Source organism: Corynebacterium gottingense, from assembly GCF_002285125.1.
Lineage (GTDB): Bacteria > Actinomycetota > Actinomycetes > Mycobacteriales > Mycobacteriaceae > Corynebacterium > Corynebacterium gottingense.
The window spans coordinates 51,411-68,586 of the sequence record NZ_NSGN01000002.1 but is presented as its reverse complement, the minus strand read 5'-3'; the positions used below and the strand labels follow the sequence as shown (position 1 = coordinate 68,586).

18 protein-coding genes are annotated in these 17,176 nt (G+C 68.1%); 11 read left to right on the top strand and 7 right to left on the bottom strand.

What is annotated here, in order from left to right; all coding sequences use genetic code 11:
* The first annotated feature begins 18 nt into the window (after nucleotides 1-18).
* Both leuC and leuD read left to right on the top strand, forming a co-directional pair.
* Complete coding sequence (gene leuC, locus CKJ82_RS02475; protein ID WP_095536891.1) at nucleotides 19-1,440, top strand: 3-isopropylmalate dehydratase large subunit; 1,422 nt, start codon at nucleotides 19-21, stop codon at nucleotides 1,438-1,440.
* Between the two features lie 40 nt (nucleotides 1,441-1,480).
* Complete coding sequence (gene leuD / locus CKJ82_RS02470) at nucleotides 1,481-2,071, top strand: 3-isopropylmalate dehydratase small subunit (protein WP_095536890.1); 591 nt, start codon at nucleotides 1,481-1,483, stop codon at nucleotides 2,069-2,071.
* 5 nt (nucleotides 2,072-2,076) lie between these two features.
* Here the strand turns inward: leuD and CKJ82_RS02465 are convergent, their stop codons facing one another.
* The 3 genes from CKJ82_RS02465 to CKJ82_RS02455 are packed head-to-tail and all read right to left on the bottom strand — an operon-like array spanning nucleotide 2,077 to nucleotide 4,078.
* Nucleotides 2,077-2,532 carry a YbjN domain-containing protein gene (locus tag CKJ82_RS02465; protein WP_095536889.1) on the bottom strand — a complete coding sequence of 152 codons (456 nt, stop codon included), beginning with the start codon at nucleotides 2,530-2,532 and terminating at the stop codon, nucleotides 2,077-2,079.
* Entirely contained in the window at nucleotides 2,532-3,029 is a 498-nt protein-coding gene (locus CKJ82_RS02460) for a YbjN domain-containing protein (RefSeq protein WP_095536888.1), read from the bottom strand. Before CKJ82_RS02460 ends, CKJ82_RS02465 begins: the two co-directional genes overlap by 1 nt.
* Before the next feature lie 14 nt (nucleotides 3,030-3,043).
* Nucleotides 3,044-4,078, bottom strand: coding sequence for an NUDIX hydrolase (locus CKJ82_RS02455; protein WP_095536887.1), 1,035 nt, complete (start codon nucleotides 4,076-4,078; stop codon nucleotides 3,044-3,046).
* A gap of 141 nt (nucleotides 4,079-4,219) precedes the next feature.
* Between CKJ82_RS02455 and CKJ82_RS02450 the strand changes: the two genes are divergently transcribed.
* A complete protein-coding gene (locus CKJ82_RS02450) occupies nucleotides 4,220-5,215 on the top strand; it encodes an NAD(P)H-dependent glycerol-3-phosphate dehydrogenase (RefSeq protein WP_095276170.1) in 996 nt (331 codons plus the stop codon).
* A 42-nt stretch (nucleotides 5,216-5,257) separates the two neighbouring features.
* Nucleotides 5,258-6,304 carry a D-alanine--D-alanine ligase family protein gene (locus tag CKJ82_RS02445; protein WP_095536886.1) on the top strand — a complete coding sequence of 349 codons (1,047 nt, stop codon included), beginning with the start codon at nucleotides 5,258-5,260 and terminating at the stop codon, nucleotides 6,302-6,304.
* Nucleotides 6,305-6,306: 2 nt separating this feature from the next.
* Here the strand turns inward: CKJ82_RS02445 and CKJ82_RS02440 are convergent, their stop codons facing one another.
* A complete protein-coding gene (locus CKJ82_RS02440) occupies nucleotides 6,307-7,266 on the bottom strand; it encodes a DUF3515 domain-containing protein (RefSeq protein ID WP_095536885.1) in 960 nt (319 codons plus the stop codon).
* A 35-nt stretch (nucleotides 7,267-7,301) separates the two neighbouring features.
* Between CKJ82_RS02440 and CKJ82_RS02435 the strand changes: the two genes are divergently transcribed.
* The 7 genes from CKJ82_RS02435 to CKJ82_RS02405 are packed head-to-tail and all read left to right on the top strand — an operon-like array spanning nucleotide 7,302 to nucleotide 14,472.
* A complete protein-coding gene (locus CKJ82_RS02435; protein ID WP_095536884.1) occupies nucleotides 7,302-8,267 on the top strand; it encodes a thiamine-phosphate kinase in 966 nt (321 codons plus the stop codon).
* Complete coding sequence (locus CKJ82_RS02430) at nucleotides 8,264-8,908, top strand: uracil-DNA glycosylase (protein WP_095536883.1); 645 nt, start codon at nucleotides 8,264-8,266, stop codon at nucleotides 8,906-8,908. Before CKJ82_RS02435 ends, CKJ82_RS02430 begins: the two co-directional genes overlap by 4 nt.
* Nucleotides 8,909-8,919: 11 nt before the next feature.
* Entirely contained in the window at nucleotides 8,920-10,521 is a 1,602-nt protein-coding gene (locus CKJ82_RS02425) for a fatty acid kinase ATP-binding subunit FakA (RefSeq protein ID WP_095536882.1), read from the top strand.
* 3 nt (nucleotides 10,522-10,524) lie between these two features.
* On the top strand, nucleotides 10,525-12,627 hold the full coding sequence (locus tag CKJ82_RS02420; protein ID WP_095536881.1) for an ATP-dependent DNA helicase RecG: 2,103 nt from the start codon (nucleotides 10,525-10,527) through the stop codon (nucleotides 12,625-12,627).
* 32 nt (nucleotides 12,628-12,659) lie between these two features.
* On the top strand, nucleotides 12,660-13,250 hold the full coding sequence (rsmD, locus tag CKJ82_RS02415) for a 16S rRNA (guanine(966)-N(2))-methyltransferase RsmD (protein WP_095534988.1): 591 nt from the start codon (nucleotides 12,660-12,662) through the stop codon (nucleotides 13,248-13,250).
* Nucleotides 13,247-13,723, top strand: coding sequence for a pantetheine-phosphate adenylyltransferase (coaD, locus tag CKJ82_RS02410; protein ID WP_095534987.1), 477 nt, complete (start codon nucleotides 13,247-13,249; stop codon nucleotides 13,721-13,723). The genes rsmD and coaD overlap by 4 nt, the downstream gene beginning before the upstream one ends.
* The gene (locus tag CKJ82_RS02405) at nucleotides 13,720-14,472 is read left to right on the top strand and encodes a TSUP family transporter (protein ID WP_338063593.1); all 753 of its coding nucleotides are present in this window, start codon (nucleotides 13,720-13,722) and stop codon (nucleotides 14,470-14,472) included. The genes coaD and CKJ82_RS02405 overlap by 4 nt, the downstream gene beginning before the upstream one ends.
* An 18-nt stretch (nucleotides 14,473-14,490) precedes the next feature.
* Here the strand turns inward: CKJ82_RS02405 and CKJ82_RS02400 are convergent, their stop codons facing one another.
* The 3 genes from CKJ82_RS02400 to CKJ82_RS02390 are packed head-to-tail and all read right to left on the bottom strand — an operon-like array spanning nucleotide 14,491 to nucleotide 17,136.
* The gene (locus CKJ82_RS02400; protein ID WP_269150535.1) at nucleotides 14,491-15,264 is read right to left on the bottom strand and encodes an amino acid ABC transporter ATP-binding protein; all 774 of its coding nucleotides are present in this window, start codon (nucleotides 15,262-15,264) and stop codon (nucleotides 14,491-14,493) included.
* 3 nt (nucleotides 15,265-15,267) lie between these two features.
* Nucleotides 15,268-16,215, bottom strand: a complete 948-nt coding sequence (locus CKJ82_RS02395; protein ID WP_095536880.1) for an amino acid ABC transporter permease — start codon at nucleotides 16,213-16,215, stop codon at nucleotides 15,268-15,270.
* Nucleotides 16,216-16,221: 6 nt separating this feature from the next.
* On the bottom strand, nucleotides 16,222-17,136 hold the full coding sequence (locus CKJ82_RS02390; RefSeq protein ID WP_095536879.1) for an ABC transporter substrate-binding protein: 915 nt from the start codon (nucleotides 17,134-17,136) through the stop codon (nucleotides 16,222-16,224).
* Nucleotides 17,137-17,176: the final 40 nt, after the last annotated feature.

Here is a 17,176-nt window from a genome sequence, read left to right as displayed (position 1 = left end):
GACCCAAGGAGAATCACCATGGAGCAACAGCCCCTGACGCTGGCCGAAAAAGTGTGGAACGACCACGTCGTTTCCGCAGGCAAGGGCGACGAGCCCGACCTTATCTACATCGACTTCCAGCTGCTCCACGAGGTCACCTCCCCGCAAGCGTTTGACGGACTGCGCATGGCGGGGCGCACTATGCGCCACCCCGAACTGCACCTGGCCACCGAGGACCACAACGTGCCCACGGAAGGCATCGTGAACGGCAACCTGCTGGAGATCTCCGAGCCGACGTCGCGCACCCAGGTGGAGACGCTGCGCAAGAACTGCGAGGAATTCGGCGTGACGCTGCACCCGATGGGCGACGTCAAGCAGGGCATCGTCCACACGGTTGGCCCGCAGCTGGGAATCACCCAGCCCGGCATGACGATTGTGTGCGGCGACTCGCACACCTCGACGCACGGCGCGTTCGGCTCCATCGCCATGGGCATCGGCACCAGCGAGGTCGAGCACGTGATGGCGACGCAGACCCTGTCGCTCAAGCCGTTTAAGACGATGGCCGTCGAGGTTACCGGCGAGCTCGCCGAGGGCGTGAGCGCGAAGGACCTGATTCTGGCCATCATCGCCAAGATCGGCACCGGTGGAGGGCAGGGCCACATCATCGAGTACCGCGGCGAGGCGATCCGCAAGCTGTCGATGGAAGCGCGCATGACCATCTGCAACATGTCCATCGAGGCGGGCGCGCGTGCGGGCATGGTCGCCCCGGACGAGACGACGTTTGAATACGTCAAGGGCCGCGAGTACGCGCCGAAGGGCGCCGACTGGGACGCGGCCGTCGAGTACTGGGAGACGCTGCCCACGGACGAGGGCGCCACCTTTGACACCGTCGTCGAGATCGACGGCTCGGCGCTCACCCCGTTTGTCACCTGGGGCACGAACCCCGGCCAGGGCCTCCCGCTGGGCGAAAACGTGCCGGACCCGGAGGACTTCACCGACGACAGCTCGAAGCAGGCCGCCGAGAAGGCGCTCGCGTACATGGACCTCACCCCGGGCACGCCGCTGCGCGACATCGCCATCGACACCGTCTTCCTCGGCTCCTGCACCAACGCGCGCATCGAGGACCTGCGCGCCGCCGCCGAGGTCGTGCGCGGCCGACGCATTGCCGACGGCACCCGCATGCTCGTTGTGCCGTCGTCCACACTGGTCAAGCAGCAGGCCGAAGAGGAGGGCCTGGACGCGGTCTTCACCGAGTTCGGCGCGGAGTGGCGCACCGCCGGCTGCTCGATGTGCCTGGGGATGAACCCGGACCAGCTGGCGCCGGGGGAGCGGTCGGCGTCGACAAGCAACCGCAACTTTGAGGGCCGCCAGGGCCCCGGCGGGCGCACCCACCTGGTCTCGCCGCTGGTGGCCGCCGCGACTGCGGTGACCGGGCACCTGGCCAGCCCCGCGGACCTCTAAGCCCACAAGCACTCACACACGACAACGAGGAGTACACATCATGGAGAAGTTCACCACCCACACCGGCGTTGGTGTGCCTCTGACTAGGTCAAACGTTGATACGGACCAGATTATCCCTGCCCGCTACCTCAAGCGAGTTTCCCGCACCGGTTTCGAGGACGGCCTGTTCTCCAACTGGCGCGAGAACCAGCCGGACTTCGTGCTGAACCAGGAGGACTTCGCGGCAGGCTCGGTGCTGTTCGCCGGCCCCGACTTCGGCACCGGATCCTCGCGCGAGCACGCCGTGTGGGCGCTCATGGACTACGGCTTCAAAGCCGTCTTCAGCCCCCGGTTCGCCGACATCTTCCGCGGCAACGCTGGCAAGGCCGGCCTGCTCGCGGGCATCATGAGCGAGTCCGACATCGAGCTGATCTGGAAGCAGCTGGAGCAGACGCCGGGTTTGGAGGCCACGGTCTCGCTCGCGGACCGCACGGTCACCGTCGGCGAGAACACGTACACCTTCGACATCGACGACTACACCCGATGGCGCCTGATGGAAGGGCTGGATGACATCGGGCTGACGCTTCGCGACGAGCCCGCGATCCAGGCCTTCGAAGCGAAGCGCCCCGCGTTCAAGCCGGCGGTGCGCTAGTCGCGCTACTCCGGCAGGTTTTCCAGCGCCTCCGGGGCGAACTCCTTGAGGAACGCCTTGGAGGTGTTCACCAGGCCGAGCACGCCGCGGTCCACGAAATCACGGAATTGCTCGTCGGTGTGCTTCCAGTGGCACGGCAGCGCGTAGGTCACGCCCAGCGCGGCGAGGTCGCGCTCCGGGTCCTCCAGCGCCACCGCGGTGGGGAAGGAGCGCACGTTGTTGAACTCCTCGCACCAGGTCAATACCTCGTCGAAGCGGGATGCGGTGACCTCGCTGACGCCGACGGTGGTAAACAGCACGATCGAGTTCGACGTGTACGAAATTTCCATCGAGATGCCCGCGAACCCCGTCTGGAACGAATCCGGGTTCTCGGAGTCGGTGTAGGTCCAGCCCTGCTGCCGGAAGTACTCGCGTACGCGGTCCAGGTCGGTGTTGCGGTAACCGGTTGTGTGGTCGGCCATTACTGTGCCCCCTCGGCGGATGCGTCGGATGCGTCGGTTTCAGTGCTGGATTCGGCGGTACGCTCGCGCGCGATGTCGTCGCGAAGCTCGCTGAGCTCCTCGTTGAGCGCATCGGTGGCGTAGCGCAGCATGGAGAAGTAGAAGTCCAGCATGCGCTTGAGCTGCTCGTCCTCCGCGCCGCCGCTGGGGAAGAACGGGGAATCGACGAAGGCCAGCATGGCGTCGTCTTCCCACGGGGTGGGGTGAATGCGCAGGCGGGGCAGGGAGCGGTTGATGGTGTTCACGCAGCGTCGCAAAGCTTGCTTGTCTTCTTCGGTGCGGGCGGTACCCAGCCACCGGGCGACGATGTTGAACATATCGCCGTCGAAGCGGAAGAAGCACACCGCGCTGGGGAACGCGGTGACCGTCATGTCGTCCGACTCGCTGCGGTAGTGCTTGAGGCCCAGCTCGTCTAGTGTGGCCTCGACGCGCTCCTGCGTAATCGGGGCGAAAGCCATAGTTGTCCTTTCTGCTACTTCACCGGTAGCGCCGAAGGCAGGTAATCCGCACCCGAGAGCTGGCCCTTGTGGAACGTCAGCGACCACACCGAGCCCTTTTTCGCGTTGATTTCCGTATCAATCGGCAGCGTACCGCTTGCTGCCAACCACGCTATCAGCCCCGGGATGGCCTCGCCTTGGCTGCAAATCACGCTCGTACCCTCGGCGTTGATCACGTCCTCGAACGCGCGTTTCGCGCCGACCATATCGCCCAGCCAGGCCTGGTCGCCGAAGCGAGGGTCGACGGTGACGTCCAGGCCAAGTTCGTCCGCAAGCGGCTCGACGGTGGCCTGGCAGCGGTCCGGCTCCGCCGAGAAGATGCGGGTGGGTGCGAAGGGGGAGAGCATCGGCACCAGCATTTCCGCCTGGCGGCGACCCTTCTTGTCCAGCGGGCGCAGATTGTCATCCCCGGACCACTTCGCGCGCTCGTGCGCGCGAGCATGGCGCACGAGGAGGATGCGGGTATCTGCGGAGCGTGCAAAGCGCTTCTGTGCCTTCTCCAGCACCTGGCGGTCCAGGTTGTAGCTCATCAGCGGCTTCGCCTCGGAGATGGGCAGCCAGCGGATCTCGTCCACCTCGTCGTTCGGGGTGAACTCGCCACCGGTGACCTCGCCCGTCCAGTAGTAGACCACCTTCGTGGTGTGCTTCACCGGGTAAATGGTCTTGCCCAGCAGCTTGCCCAGACGCACCTCGTAGCCAGTCTCCTCGCGGATCTCGCGCACCGCGGTGACCACGAGCGACTCGCCGGGGTCGAGCTTGCCCTTGGCCAGGGACCAGTCGTCGTAGTGCGGGCGGTGGATGCACGCCACCTCGATGGATTCCGGTCGGGTGCGGTCGCCGCGCCACAGCACCGCGCCCGCGGCCAGGGTGGTGCGGGGGAACTCGTCCAGCGGGCGCTTCGGGATCTCCTGGTGGCGCCCGGTGAGGAACATCTCCCCGGCGATGTCCTTGTGCTGCTCGTGCAGTTTCCCCTTGCGCGGTGCGCCCGCGCGCGATTTCTTGTCAGCCATACCCGCTATTTTTGCGCACGCTGTGCCCGCGCGCCAATGCGCCCGCTGCGCCCGCGCGCCGCGCACGGCGTGCAAAACTCTTGATAGGCTGACAAAGTTTGTTGAGGCACAGCGAGGAAGAATGAGGAAGGCAGCAACGCAATGGTGAATGTGGCAGTGCTCGGTGCCGGTTCGTGGGGCACCACGCTGGCAAAGGTCTTCGCCGACGCCGGCAACGCGGTAGACCTCTGGGCGCGCCGCCCGGAGCTCGCCCGCACGATAGAGACCACGCGCGAAAACCCCGACTATTTGCCGGGCATCACGCTTCCCGACGCCGTGCGCCCCACCTCCGACGCCGCAGCCGCACTCGGCGCGGACATCGTCGTCTTCGCGGTGCCGAGCCAGACGATGCGCGACAACCTCACCGGGTGGGCGCAGCATTTGCGCACCGATTCGACGCTGCTGTCCATCTCCAAGGGCATCGAATCGGACACGCACCTGCGTATGTCTCAGATCATCGGCGAGGTCACCGGCGCGACCGAGGACCGCATCGCCGTGCTCTCCGGCCCGAACCTGGCCAAGGAGGTCGCGCTCGAGCAGCCGGCCGCCACCGTCATCGCCTGCTCCGACCTCAACCGCGCAAAGCTGGTGCAGGCCGCCTGCGCGACGAACTACCTGCGCCCGTACACCAACGAGGACGTCGTCGGCTGCGAGATCGGCGGGGCGACCAAGAACGTCATCGCGCTCGCCTGCGGCATGGCCTCCGGCCAGGGCCTCGGCGAGAACACCTTGGCCTCGCTGATCACGCGCGGCCTCGCGGAAATCACCCGCCTCGGCACGGAGCTGGGCGCGGACGCCCGCACGTTCTCCGGGTTGGCCGGCCTGGGCGACCTCGTCGCCACGTGCTCGTCTCCGCTGTCCCGCAACCGCACGTTCGGCGCCGCGCTGGGCAAGGGGGCCACGATCGAGGAGGCGAAGGCTGCGACGAAGGGGCAGGTCGCGGAGGGCGTCGTGTCGTCGAGAAGCATCTTCCAGCTCGCGCAGGAGCGGGGCGTGGACATGCCGCTGACCCAGGCGGTGTACGCCGTGTGCCACAAGGGAGTGAAGGTGCCGGAGACGATTGCGGCGCTGATGGGGCGGAGCAAGAAGTCCGAGTAGCTGGGGAGCTGGCTGGGTCGCTGGCTGGTGTAGTCTCGATCTGTGATTCGTATAGCCGTCATTTACGGTGGCCAGTCCACCGAGCACTCGATTTCCTGCATCTCGGCCGACGCAGTCATGGCGCACCTCTCGTCCGAGCGCTACGAGATTTACCCCGTGGGCATTACGCGCAGCGGCGCCTGGGTGGAGGGCGCGCTCGACCCGGTCGCGGGCGCCACGCTGCCGGAGGTATCCGGGAAGCGCGAGGTGGCGCTCTCGCTCAACCCGGACCGGCGCGGCGTGTTCGTCGACGCGGCAAGCGGCGAGGCCCTGGCTCAGGTCGACGTTGTCTTCCCGGTCCTGCACGGCAAGTTCGGCGAGGACGGCACCATCCAGGGCCTCCTCGAGATGGCCGGCGTGCCCTACGTCGGCCCCGGCGTCCTCGCCTCCGCGTGCGGCATGGACAAGGAGTACACGAAGAAGCTCGTACGGGCGGAGGGGGTCGCCGTCGCCGAGGAGGTGGTGCTGCGCGCAGGGCAGACGCTTGACGACGCCCAGCGTGCCCGCCTCGGACTGCCCGTCTTTGTCAAACCTGCCTCGGGTGGTTCGTCGATTGGCGTGTCCAAGGTGGAGTCGTGGGAGGCCCTAGACGAGGCGATCGCGCTCGCCCACGAATCGGACGGCAAGGTCCTCGTCGAGTCGGAGCTGCACGGTGACGAGGTTGAAGTCGGCGTCATCGAGCACCCGGACGGGCGCATTGAAGCGAGCGTGCCCGCCAGGCTCAACGGCACCGAGGATTCCGCCGAGGGCTTCTACGGGTTCGAGACGAAGTACCTGGACAACGAGGTCACCGCGACCATTCCCGCGCCCTACGACGAGGCAACGATCGCGGAGCTCAAGCGGCTCGCGCTGCGCTGCTTCGAGGCGCTGGACTGCAAGTCCCTGGCCCGCATCGACTTCTTCGTTACCAAGGACGGCCCGGTGCTCAATGAGATCAACACCATGCCCGGGTTCACCCCGATTTCCATGTATCCGCAGGTGTGGCAGGCCAGCGGGCTGGCGTACCCAGACCTGCTGGACCTGCTGGTCACCACCGCGCTGAAGCGGTAGCGCTAGCCCTGCTCCGGCAGCTGTTCGGCGATGAGTGCGGAGAGGTTCGTGATCGCCTCGCTGCCCGCCGATTGCGGCAGCGACACCGCCACGCCCGTCGCGCGCCCCAGCGCGTACCAGGTCGAGGCGGTTGTCCCGTTCGCCAGCGTCGTGTCCTCGAACCAGGGGACCTCATCCACCTGTGAGAGCTGCGCCCCCGCGGCGTAGCTTGCCGGGTCCGCGACACCGCAGCGCACCACGATCGGCTCCTTGCCGTCCGCGATCCAGCCGACGGCGTGGGCGGACTCGGGGACGTCGCGAGGCGCGCTGCGGCGGTAGCCCTCGGCAATCGAGTCGGGGGCGGCGTCCGTGAGCGCGCGGCACGAGTCCGCCGCGCCCGACTCGTCGGCAGCGAGCTGCGTCAGCGGCGCCGGCGCGTAGACGTGTTGCTGCGCCGGCAGCCCGGAGAGGTCCAGGCCGTCGAGCGGGGTGTCATCGCGCCCGAGGGATGCCTCGTCGGCGGTGACGGCCACGGCGGGCTCGCGGTCCACGGTGTACCAGGTGGACATGGTGGAGCCGGGGGTGGCGTCGTCGACGCGCAGCCAGCGGGCGCCCGCGGCCTCGAAGGTTAGGGGCTCGACGAACGCGGTGTACTGCTGCGGCATGGCCACCCCGCAACGCAAGGTCACCCGCTCGGTGGAGGAGGACTGCCACGCGGCAGCGCCCTCGGGCGCGGGGTCCGCAAGTGCTGCGCGGCGGTGGGAGAGGAGGCGGTTGGGGAGGGCGTCGATAAGCGTGCTGCACTCCTGAGACCCGGCCTGCGGCGAGTCGAGCTGGGACATCGCTACCGGCTGGTTCGCGGCCTGGGTGGCCACGAAGCGCGCCCCGCCGAGCACCGCCACAACGAAGACGACGGCGAGCCCAAGGCTGACGTACGCCGCTGTTCTATTAACCTGTGATTCGTTCGCCGGGGAAGCACTCATGGCGCCACAGTCTAACGAAAGGCGGTATAGCAACCGTGATCCGAACCGGGTTTCCCACCGTCGGGCCCACGCTGACATCCGTGGGCGAACACGCGGTGATCGACGCCATCGTGCGCGCCTCGCCATCGCCCATCAACGGCGACGACGCCGCCGTGCTCACCCCCTCGACCCCGAACTCGCGGGTCGTGGCCGCCACCGACATGCTCGTGGAGGGGCGCCACTTCCGCGCCGACCTCACCACGCCGGAATTCGTGGGGCGCAAGGCCGTCGTCCAAAACTTCGCCGACATCGAGGCGATGGGCGCGCGCCCGATCGCCGCGCTGCTGGCCATCGCCGCGCCGCCGGAGATGCCGCTCGCCGTGATCGAGGGGCTTGCGCGCGGCGTGGGCCAGGCAACCGCGGACTATTCCACCGAGCTCGTCGGCGGCGACGTAACGCAGTCGGACCAGCTCGTGGTCTCCGTCGCCGCGATCGGCTCGCTCGGCGGGAACCGCGATCCGCTCTCGCTGGACCACGCGCGGCCCGGGCAGCGCGTCGTGGCCCACGGCGACATCGGCTACTCCGCCGCCGGGTTCGCGCTGCTCAACGCCGGGGTGCGGATCCCGGAAGCGCTCGAGCCGCTCGTCCACGCGCACCAGGTCCCGCGCCTGACCCCCGGCCGCGGCGTGGTTGCGCGCGCCGCCGGCGCCACCGCGATGACGGACAACTCCGACGGACTGATCCGCGACCTGTCCCAGATTGCCACGCACTCCAAGGTGGGCATCGACCTGTCCAGCCTGGCCATCGCGCCGGACGACTTGCTGCGCAAAGCCGGCGAGCTCCTCGAGCAGGACCCCTGGGAGTGGGTGCTCACCGGCGGCGAGGACCACACGCTCCTGGGCACCTGCGACGGCTCCGCGCCCGTCGGCTTCCGCTCGATCGGGAGGGTCACACGCACAGGGCAGGTGCTTATCGACGCCACCGCGCCCCACTACACCAACGGATGGGAGAGCTTCGGATGAATCTGCCCGTACACGAGACCTGGCAGGCACCGCTCGCGGGAGTGGAGGACCGCATCCACGCCATGGGAGACTTCCTCCGCGGCGAGGACTCCTACCTGCCGCGTGGTAACGACATCCTGCGCGCGTTTGCGGACCCGTTTGACACGGTGCGCGTACTCATCGTCGGGCAGGACCCGTACCCTACGCCTGGCCACCCGATGGGCCTGGCGTTTTCCACCCAGCCGGGCGTGAAGCCGCCGCGCAGCCTGGTCAACATCTACAAGGAGCTGCAGGAGGATCTCGGTGTCGCCCCGCGCGCCGACGGCGACCTGTCGTCCTGGTCCGCCCAGGGCATCCTGCTGCTCAACCGCGTGCTCACGGTCCGGCCCGGTGCGCCCGCCTCGCACCGCGGGAAGGGCTGGGAAGCGGTGACCGAGGCGGCGATCCGCGCGCTCGCGGCCCGCGACCAGCCCCTCGTGGCGATCCTCTGGGGCCGCGACGCGCAGTCGGCGGCGCGCTTCCTTGGTGATACGCCGCGCATCGAGTCCCCGCACCCGTCCCCGCTTTCCGCCAACCGAGGGTTCTTCGGCTCCCGCCCGTTTAGCCGGGCCAACCAGGCGCTTCAAGACCAAGGTGGGCAGCCGGTGGACTGGGGCCTGTAAGATAACCGCTCATGGTGACTCCTCGTGGCTTCGACGGTGACCGCCTGCGCTCATGGGCCAGGCGCGCCGCCAGCGAACTCGAACGCCGCAGGGTGGAGATCAACGAGCTCAACGTGTTCCCGGTTCCCGACGCGGACACCGGCTCCAACATGGCGCACACCATGCATGCTGCCGTGGAGGCGACCGAGCAGATCGGCGCGGACGCTACGGCCGCCGAGGTCGCCGAAGCCCTCGCCCAGGGCGCGGTGCGGGGCGCACGCGGCAACTCCGGCGTCGTGCTCTCCCAGGTCATGCGCGGCCTGGCGCAGTCCATGACGGAGGAGACCTCCGGTGGCGTCATCGTCGCCGACGCGCTCGCCGCCGCGGTGCGGTTTGCGGACCGGGCGATCGCCGAGCCCGTCGAGGGCACCGTGATCACCGTGCTGCGTGCCGCAGCCGTCGCCGCAAAGGAGGTGGCTGCCGGCACCACCGCGAACACGCTCAGCGACGTCGCTGCCGCCGCAACCGGGGCGGCGCAGCAGGCGCTGGCGAACACGCCGTCGCAGCTCGAGGCCCTGCGCCAAGCCGGAGTCGTCGACGCGGGCGCGACGGGGCTGGTCATCCTCCTCGAAGCCCTCGTGGCCGAGGTAGCGGATGACGCTGCGCAAAACGCGCCGGGGGCGAGCGAGCCGGGGGAGGGGGCGCCCAGAAGCACTGGCTCGGCGGCGCACTCGCACGGTGCCGCGGGAAACCTTGAGGTCATGTTCTACTTCCGCGGCGAGGTCGGCGCACTAGGGAGGCTCGAAGACGCGCTGGGCGCGCTGGGAGACAGCCTCGTCGTCGCGCGCGCCGGCGAGGACGAGGGAACCGTCCATATCCATACCGAGCGCGCCGGCGAGGTGATCGAGCAAGCCTTCGGCGCAGGGCAGGTCAGTAACCTGCGGCTGGAGATCCTGCCCGCGGAGCCGGTGACGCGCGCGCCGAAGCGAGTGATCATCGCGGTCACGCCGCCCGGTTCGCTCACCGAGCTGTACGGTCAGGCCGGCGCCGTGACCATTGCCCCCGGCCCTGATGTGGTGGCGGACATCCTCGCAGCGATCCGCCGCTCCCGCGCCCAGGAGGTGATCCTGCTGCCAAACGGGCTGCTGGACAGCCGGAACCTGGTCGCGGTCGAGCGCGCGACGCGGGCCTTCGAGCAGACGATCACGCTGCTCGCCACCGTGCGGCTGGTCTCCGGGATCGCTGCGCTGACCGTCCACGACGCGAACCAGCCCCTGGCGACCGCCGCGTTCACCATGTCTGAGGCCGCGGGCGAGATGCGCACAGCCGTCGCGCACCGCGCTACAAAGGCGGGGCTTATCCAGGGTGGCCCCGTGGGCAAGGGCGACATCATCGTTACTGCTCACGGAGAGACCGTGCTCATCGCGGACACGCCGGCGGAGGCGCTCGAGGGTGCGTGCCGGCGCCTGCTCGATCACGGCGGCGAGCAGGTCACGGTGCTCTACGACCCCACCTACCTGCACGCCGAAGAGTTGGACGCGCTCGCGGTGCGGTTCGCCGAGACGCTCGGCGTTGAGGCGGTGGCGTACCCCGCGGACGGCCTCGGCGCGGTCGCCGAGATTGGGGTGGAGTAGCCCATGCTTGGGTTTGCAGACTCGCGTCCGCTGAACCTGGTCATCCCGCTCAAACAGGCGCGCGCGATTGCGAAGCACCTGGACATCACGACCTGCGGCGAGCTCCTGCAGTACTACCCGCGCCGCTACCTCCAGTACGGCAAGGGCGCAGACTTGACCGGCATGGAGGAGGGCTCCACCGCGACGACCATCGGCACCGTCGTGAGCACGACCCTGATCCCGAACCGCAAGACCCCGAAGCGCCCCATCTTCCGCATCGAGGTCGACGACGGCCGCCAAACCATCCCCGCCACCTTCTTCGGCTCCGCCTACGCGCAACGCATGCTCCGCGAGGGTCGCCGCGTGATGCTCAACGGCAAGCTCAATTTTTTTCGCGGTCGCCCCCAGCTCCAGCACCCGGACTTCGTGCTTCTCGACGGCACGTCCCAGGCCACCGGCTCACTGAAACAACTCATGCACTTCGGGTCGTTGGAGCACATCCTTTCCGGGCGCGACTGGCTGCCCATCTACCCGGCGAAAAAGGGGATCAACACCTGGACGATTATGGGCGCGGTCCACATGGTCCTGCACTCGCTGCCGACCATCGAGGAACCGCTCGGGTTCACTCCGATCGGGATGCTGCCGCTGAACTCGGCGGTCCGCCAGATCCACGAGCCCGGCCCCGAGGGGCCCGGCAAGGCGCTGCACCGGCTGAAGTACGACGAGGCGCTGTCCGTCGCGCTGGCCATGGGGGTGCGCCGGGCAGACCTCTCGCACCGTCGCGCGGAGGCCCTGCCGCGGGTGGCGGACCGGGACCAGGCGAGACTGCTGGACCAGCTGCCGTTCGCGCTCACGGAGGGCCAGTCGGCGGTGTTCGGGGAGATCAGCGCGGACATGGCCTCCGTGCGGCCGATGAGCCGGCTGTTGCAGGGTGAGGTCGGCTCCGGCAAGACGATCATCGCGCTGATCGCCATGCTGCAGGCGGTGGACAACGGCGCGCAGGCCGCGCTTCTCGCGCCGACCGAGGTGCTGGCGATGCAGCACGCGCGCTCGCTTGCAGAGACGCTGCTGCGCGCCGGCGTTCCCGCGCGCGTCGTCGCGCTCACCGGCTCCATGGGGGCCGCGCAGAAGCAGGAAGCGCTGCTCAAGATCGTCTCCGGCGAGGCGGACATCGTCGTGGGAACGCACGCGCTGATCCAGGACACGGTGGACTTTTTCAACCTCGGGCTGGTCGTGGTGGATGAGCAGCACCGGTTCGGGGTGGAGCAGCGTGATACGCTGCGGGCGAAGGCGGGGGAGCGCACCCCGCACCTGCTCGTCATGACCGCGACCCCCATCCCGCGCACCATCGCTATCACCGTGTTCGGCGACCTGAGTGTGTCCACGCTCAAGGAGCTGCCGGGCGGGCGCAAGCCGATTCGCTCCTCGGTCGTGCCGGAGTTTCGGCCGTCCTGGGTGGCGCGCGCGTGGGAGAAGATCCGCGAAGAGATCGCGGCGGGCCACCAGGCGTACATTGTCTGCCCCAGGATCGAGGGCGAGGGTGGCGTGCACGAGGTGGCCGAGTACCTCGCCGACGCGGAGTTCCCGGACAGCACGGTCGCCGTCCTCCACGGCCGGATGAAGGGCGAGGAGAAGGACGCCGTGATGGCGGATTTCGCCGCGGGCGCCACGGACGTGCTCGTGTCCACCACGGTGATCGAGGTCGGCGTGGACGTGCCCAATGCCACGGTGATGATGGTGCGCGAGTCCGAACACTTCGGCGTCTCCCAGCTGCACCAGCTGCGCGGGCGCGTCGGCCGTGGCGGGTTCGAGTCGTGGTGCCTCTTCCATACACTGGCGGACCAGGGCTCCCCGTCGTTTACCCGCGTGCAGCAGGTCGCGGCCACCACGGACGGCTTCAAACTCGCGGAGCTTGATTTGCTCAACCGCCGCGAGGGCGACGTGCTGGGCAAGGAGCAATCGGGCCTGCACCGCACCCTGCGGCTGATCAATCTTGTGGACGACCGAGCACTCGTCGAGCGCGCCTACCGGGACGCGGGCAGCATCGTCGCCGACAACCTGGAGTTCGCGCGCAGCGCCACCGCGGACTTTGTCGCCGAAGACTTCGAATACCTAGACAAAAGCTAAACCCGCGCTACCTGCCCGCTACAGTGTGTGGCATGAACCGCATTATTTCCGGAGACGCCCGCGGCAGGAAGATCAAGGTCCCGCCCGAGGGCACGAGGCCGACATCCGACCGCGCCCGCGAGGGCCTGTTTTCGTCCCTCCAGGTCCGCTTCGGGTTCACGGGGGCGAACGTGCTCGACCTGTTCGCCGGTTCCGGCGCGCTTGGCCTCGAGGCAGCGTCGCGCGGCGCGCAGCAGGTGGTGCTGGTGGAAAATGACCCGCGTGCGGTCGCCGTCATCGAGCACAACGCCGAGGTCGTCGGCCACGCGGACGTCCGCATCGAGCCAGTCAAGGCTTCCACCTACGTTGCGCGCGCCCCGCGCAAGCACTTCCACATGGTGCTCGCAGACCCGCCGTACGCGCTCGATGACGCCACCGTCGCCGAGATGGTCCGCGCGCTCGAGCCATTGCTTATCGACGGAGCCGTGGTCGTCGTCGAGCGCCACCGCGACAGCCCCGAGACCGATTGGCCGGCGACCTTCACCCCGACGGGCCAGAAGCTGAAGAAGCGCACCTACGGCATTGCCCGCATGGACATGGCCGTCTACGCGGACCCCGAGACCAACGAAAGCGAGGAGCAATGACCACCGCTGTCTGCCCCGGGTCCTTCGACCCGATCACGAACGGGCACCTCGACATCGTGCGCCGCGCCTCGCACAGCTTTGACGAGGTCATCGTGCTTGTCACCGGCAACCCGTCGAAGAAGTCGGGCCTGTTTAGCGTGGACGAGCGCATGGCGCTCATCAGCGAGGTGACCGCGGACATCCCGGGCGTGCGCGTGGACTCCTGGGGAGGCCTGCTCGTCGACTACACCAACGAGCACCGCGTGACCGCCCTGGTCAAGGGCCTGCGCTCCTCGCTGGACTACGACTACGAGCTGCCCATGGCGCAGATGAACCGCCGCTTGTCCGGCATCGACACCTACTTCCTCATGACGGACGAGAAGTACGGCTACGTCTCCTCCTCCCTGTGCAAAGAGGTGGCCAAATACGGCGGCGACGTCACCGGGCTGGTGCCGCACACGGTCCGCGAGGCCATGCGGGAGAAGTTCCAGTGATCTGGCTCGCCGTCGGCGTGTTCGTTGCCATCGCTGCCGGCGCCATCTCCCAGCGCGTCTCCGGCATGGGGCTCGGTCTCATCGCCGCGCCCGCGCTCTCGCTCATGCTGGGGCCGGTCGTGGGCATCATCCTCATCAACGTCCTCGCCACGATCAACGCGGTGCTGAACACGTGGTCCATGCGCGCGGACGTCGATTGGGGCAAGTTCGCACCGATTGCGGCGGCGCTCGTCGTCGGCGCGGTGCCGGGTGCGTTCCTCATCCGCGCGGTGTCGCCCTCGGCGCTGCTCGTGGTCGTCGGCATCGTGCTCCTCATCGCGCTGAGCGTGGTGACCCTGGGTAAGCGCTACGTGCCGCCTATCGAAGGCGCGCTGCCCGCGGCCGTCTCCGGCGCCGTCGGCGGGTTCATGAACACGCTCGCTGGCGTGGCAGGGCCCGCCATCACGGTGTACTCGCAGGCGGCGCGCTGGCCGCAGCGCACCTACGCGGCCACCCTGCAGCCCATCTTCATGGTCTCCGGCGCGGTCTCGTTCCTGATCAAGGAGCTCACCGGGGCTGCGAACCTGGCGACCATCCCGGCGGCGTTCTGGGCGGCGGCGGCCGCGGGGCTCATCGTCGGCCAGGTTGCGGGCACGAAATTAGCCCCGCACATCCCGAGCGCCAAGGCGCACACCGTGGCGCTCTCGCTCGCGTTTTTCGGCGGGTCTACCGCGCTCGTGCGCGGGCTGGTCGGGATGTTCGGGGCGTAAAGGGCGCTAGAACGAGCGTTAGAACAGCGTCGAAACGAAGGCCTTGGTGCGCTCCTCGCGCGGGTTGTCCAGGACCTCGGCGGGCGTGCCGTACTCGATGACCTGGCCGTTCGCCATGAACGCAACGTGGTCGGCCACTTCGTGGGCAAACGCCATCTCGTGGGTGACCACCATCATCGTCATACCCTCGGCGGCGAGGTCCTTCATCACGCGCAGCACTTCGCCGACGAGCTCGGGGTCGAGGGCGGACGTGGGCTCGTCGAAAAGCATGAGCTTCGGCTCCATGGCCACGGCGCGCGCGATTGCGACGCGCTGCTGCTGGCCGCCCGAGAGCTGGATGGGGAAGGCGTCGGCCTTCGCGGCAAGGCCGACCATCTCGAGCAGTTCCATCGCGCGCGCCTTCGCCTTCGCCGGGTCCTCGCCCTTGACGTGGATCGGCGCCTCGATGATGTTTTCCAGCACCGTGCGGTGGCCGAAGAGGTTGAAGTTCTGGAACACCATGCCGATGTCGCGGCGCTGCTTGGCCGCATCCTTCTCGCTCATCTCGTAGAGCACGCCGTCGCGCTCGCGGTAGCCAATCAGGTCGCCGTCGACGTACAGGCGGCCCGCGCTGACCTTCTCCAGGTGATTGACGCAGCGCAGGAACGTCGACTTGCCGGACCCCGACGGGCCGATGAGGCAGGTGACGCTGCCCGGCATGACCTCCAGGTTGATGCCTTTGAGCACGTCCAGCTGGCCGAACGACTTCCACACGTCCACGGCCTGGATCATCGGTGTTGCTTTGACCGTCATGGCTTAGCGTCCCTTCTTCTTGTCCGGTGCGGTGATGATTTCCACGTTGGAGGGGATGGTGCCCTCCGCGTCGGCCAAGCTGGCGAGCTGGCGGGCGGTGAGCTGGCGAGTCGCACCGCGCTCGAAGTAGCGCTCCAGGTAGTACTGGGCGACCATGAGCAGCGAGGTGATGACGAGGTACCAGGTCGCCGCGACGAGCAGCAGCGGCACCGGCTGGAACAGGGCCGCCGCGATGTCCATGGAGCGGCCGTACAGCTCGAGCGAGTAGGGGACCGCCACGACCAGCGACGAGGTCTTGAGCAGCGAGATGAACTCGTTGCCCGTCGGCGGGATGATGATGCGCATCGCCTGCGGGAGCACCGTGCGCGTCATCGTTTGGCGCCAGCTCATGCCGAGTGCCTTCGACGCCTCGACCTGCCCCTCCGGCACCGAGGACACGCCCGAGCGGACGATCTCCGCCATGTACGCGGCCTCGTTCAACCCGAGGCCCACGACCGCCAGCGCGAACGCGGAAGAGGTGAACGGCTCGAGCGGGATCTCGGTGAAGCCGAGGTTGATCGAGTCATAAATCGCGCCGATCAGTCCCCAGAACATCAGCTGCACGTAGACCGGCGTGCCGCGGAAGACCCAGAGGAAGAGCCAGGCGACCGCGTTGAACACCGGGTTCGGGCTCATGCGCATGACCGCGAGCAGGATGCCGCCGACGACGCCGATGATCATGCCTAGCAGCGTGATCGCGAGCGTGTGCAGGCCGGCGATGGCGATGCGGGTGTCAAAGAGGTACTGGAAGTAGGTGTCCCACCCGTAGGCGTCGTTACGCGCGGCGCCGATGATGAACCAGGCGACGAGCGCGACCAGGATCGCGGCGAGCACCCAGCGGCCGGGGTGGCGAAGCGGCTTCGCCTCGATGCGCTCCGGCTTGCTCCGCCGGCTGTATACCTTGTTGCTCATCTGGTGTTACCCCAGCCCTTCTATCGGTTGTTCGTTCAGGAGTGCGTGTTCGAGCAGCCCACTATCGACGTTCCACTGCTCCAGGATGCGGGCGTATTCCCCAGTGTCGATCAGGTGCTGCATGGCCAGCGCCATGACGGGGCCCAGCTCCGAGTCCTTCGGTACGGCGATTCCGTACGGCGCCGCGTCAAACATCTCGCCGACGAGTTCGAGGTCGCCGCCCGAGCGCTCCACAGCCCACGCGGTGACGGGGGAGTCTGCGCTGTACGCGTCCGCGCGGCCGACGAGCGCGGCCAGCGCAGCGTTATCGGCGGTGTCGAAGGAGAGGACGGTGATCGGCTCCTTGCCCGCCTCGACGCAGGCGTCGGACTTGGGGCGCACGTCGTCGGTTTCGGAGACGGTCGTGCGCTGCACAGAAACGGTGAGCCCGCAGGCGTCGTTGGGGTCGACGGCGCTGTCAGTCTGCCGCGCCCACTGGATGCCGGCGTACAGGAAGTCGACGAAGTCGAACGATTCGCGACGCTCCGGGTTGTCAGTGAATCCAGATATGCCGGCATCGAGGCTGCCGGCTTGCACCGCGGGGAGGATCATGGAGAAGTCCATGTCTTGCGGGTCGTATTCCAGGCCCATCACGCCCGCGAGCGCGCGTCCGATGTCCATCTCGAACCCGATGAGTTCGCCCTCGGAGTTCTTAAACTCAAACGGGGCGAACGGCGGGTTGGCACCGATGGAAAGCTTGCCGTCCGCGGCGACCTGCTCAGGCACAAGGGCCGCGATCTCGGGGACTTCTTCCGGGACGATCGGCTCCCAGCCATCGGGCGTACCGTCCTCGGTGTTAGTCACGCAGCCGGTCAGCAGGGTCGCTGCGGCGAGGCAGGCCCCGAGGACGCCTGCCCGGCGTGCGGTGAATGTTGCGTGCATGGAACTTCCAGAAGCGTAGAAATATACTGTGCACTGTATA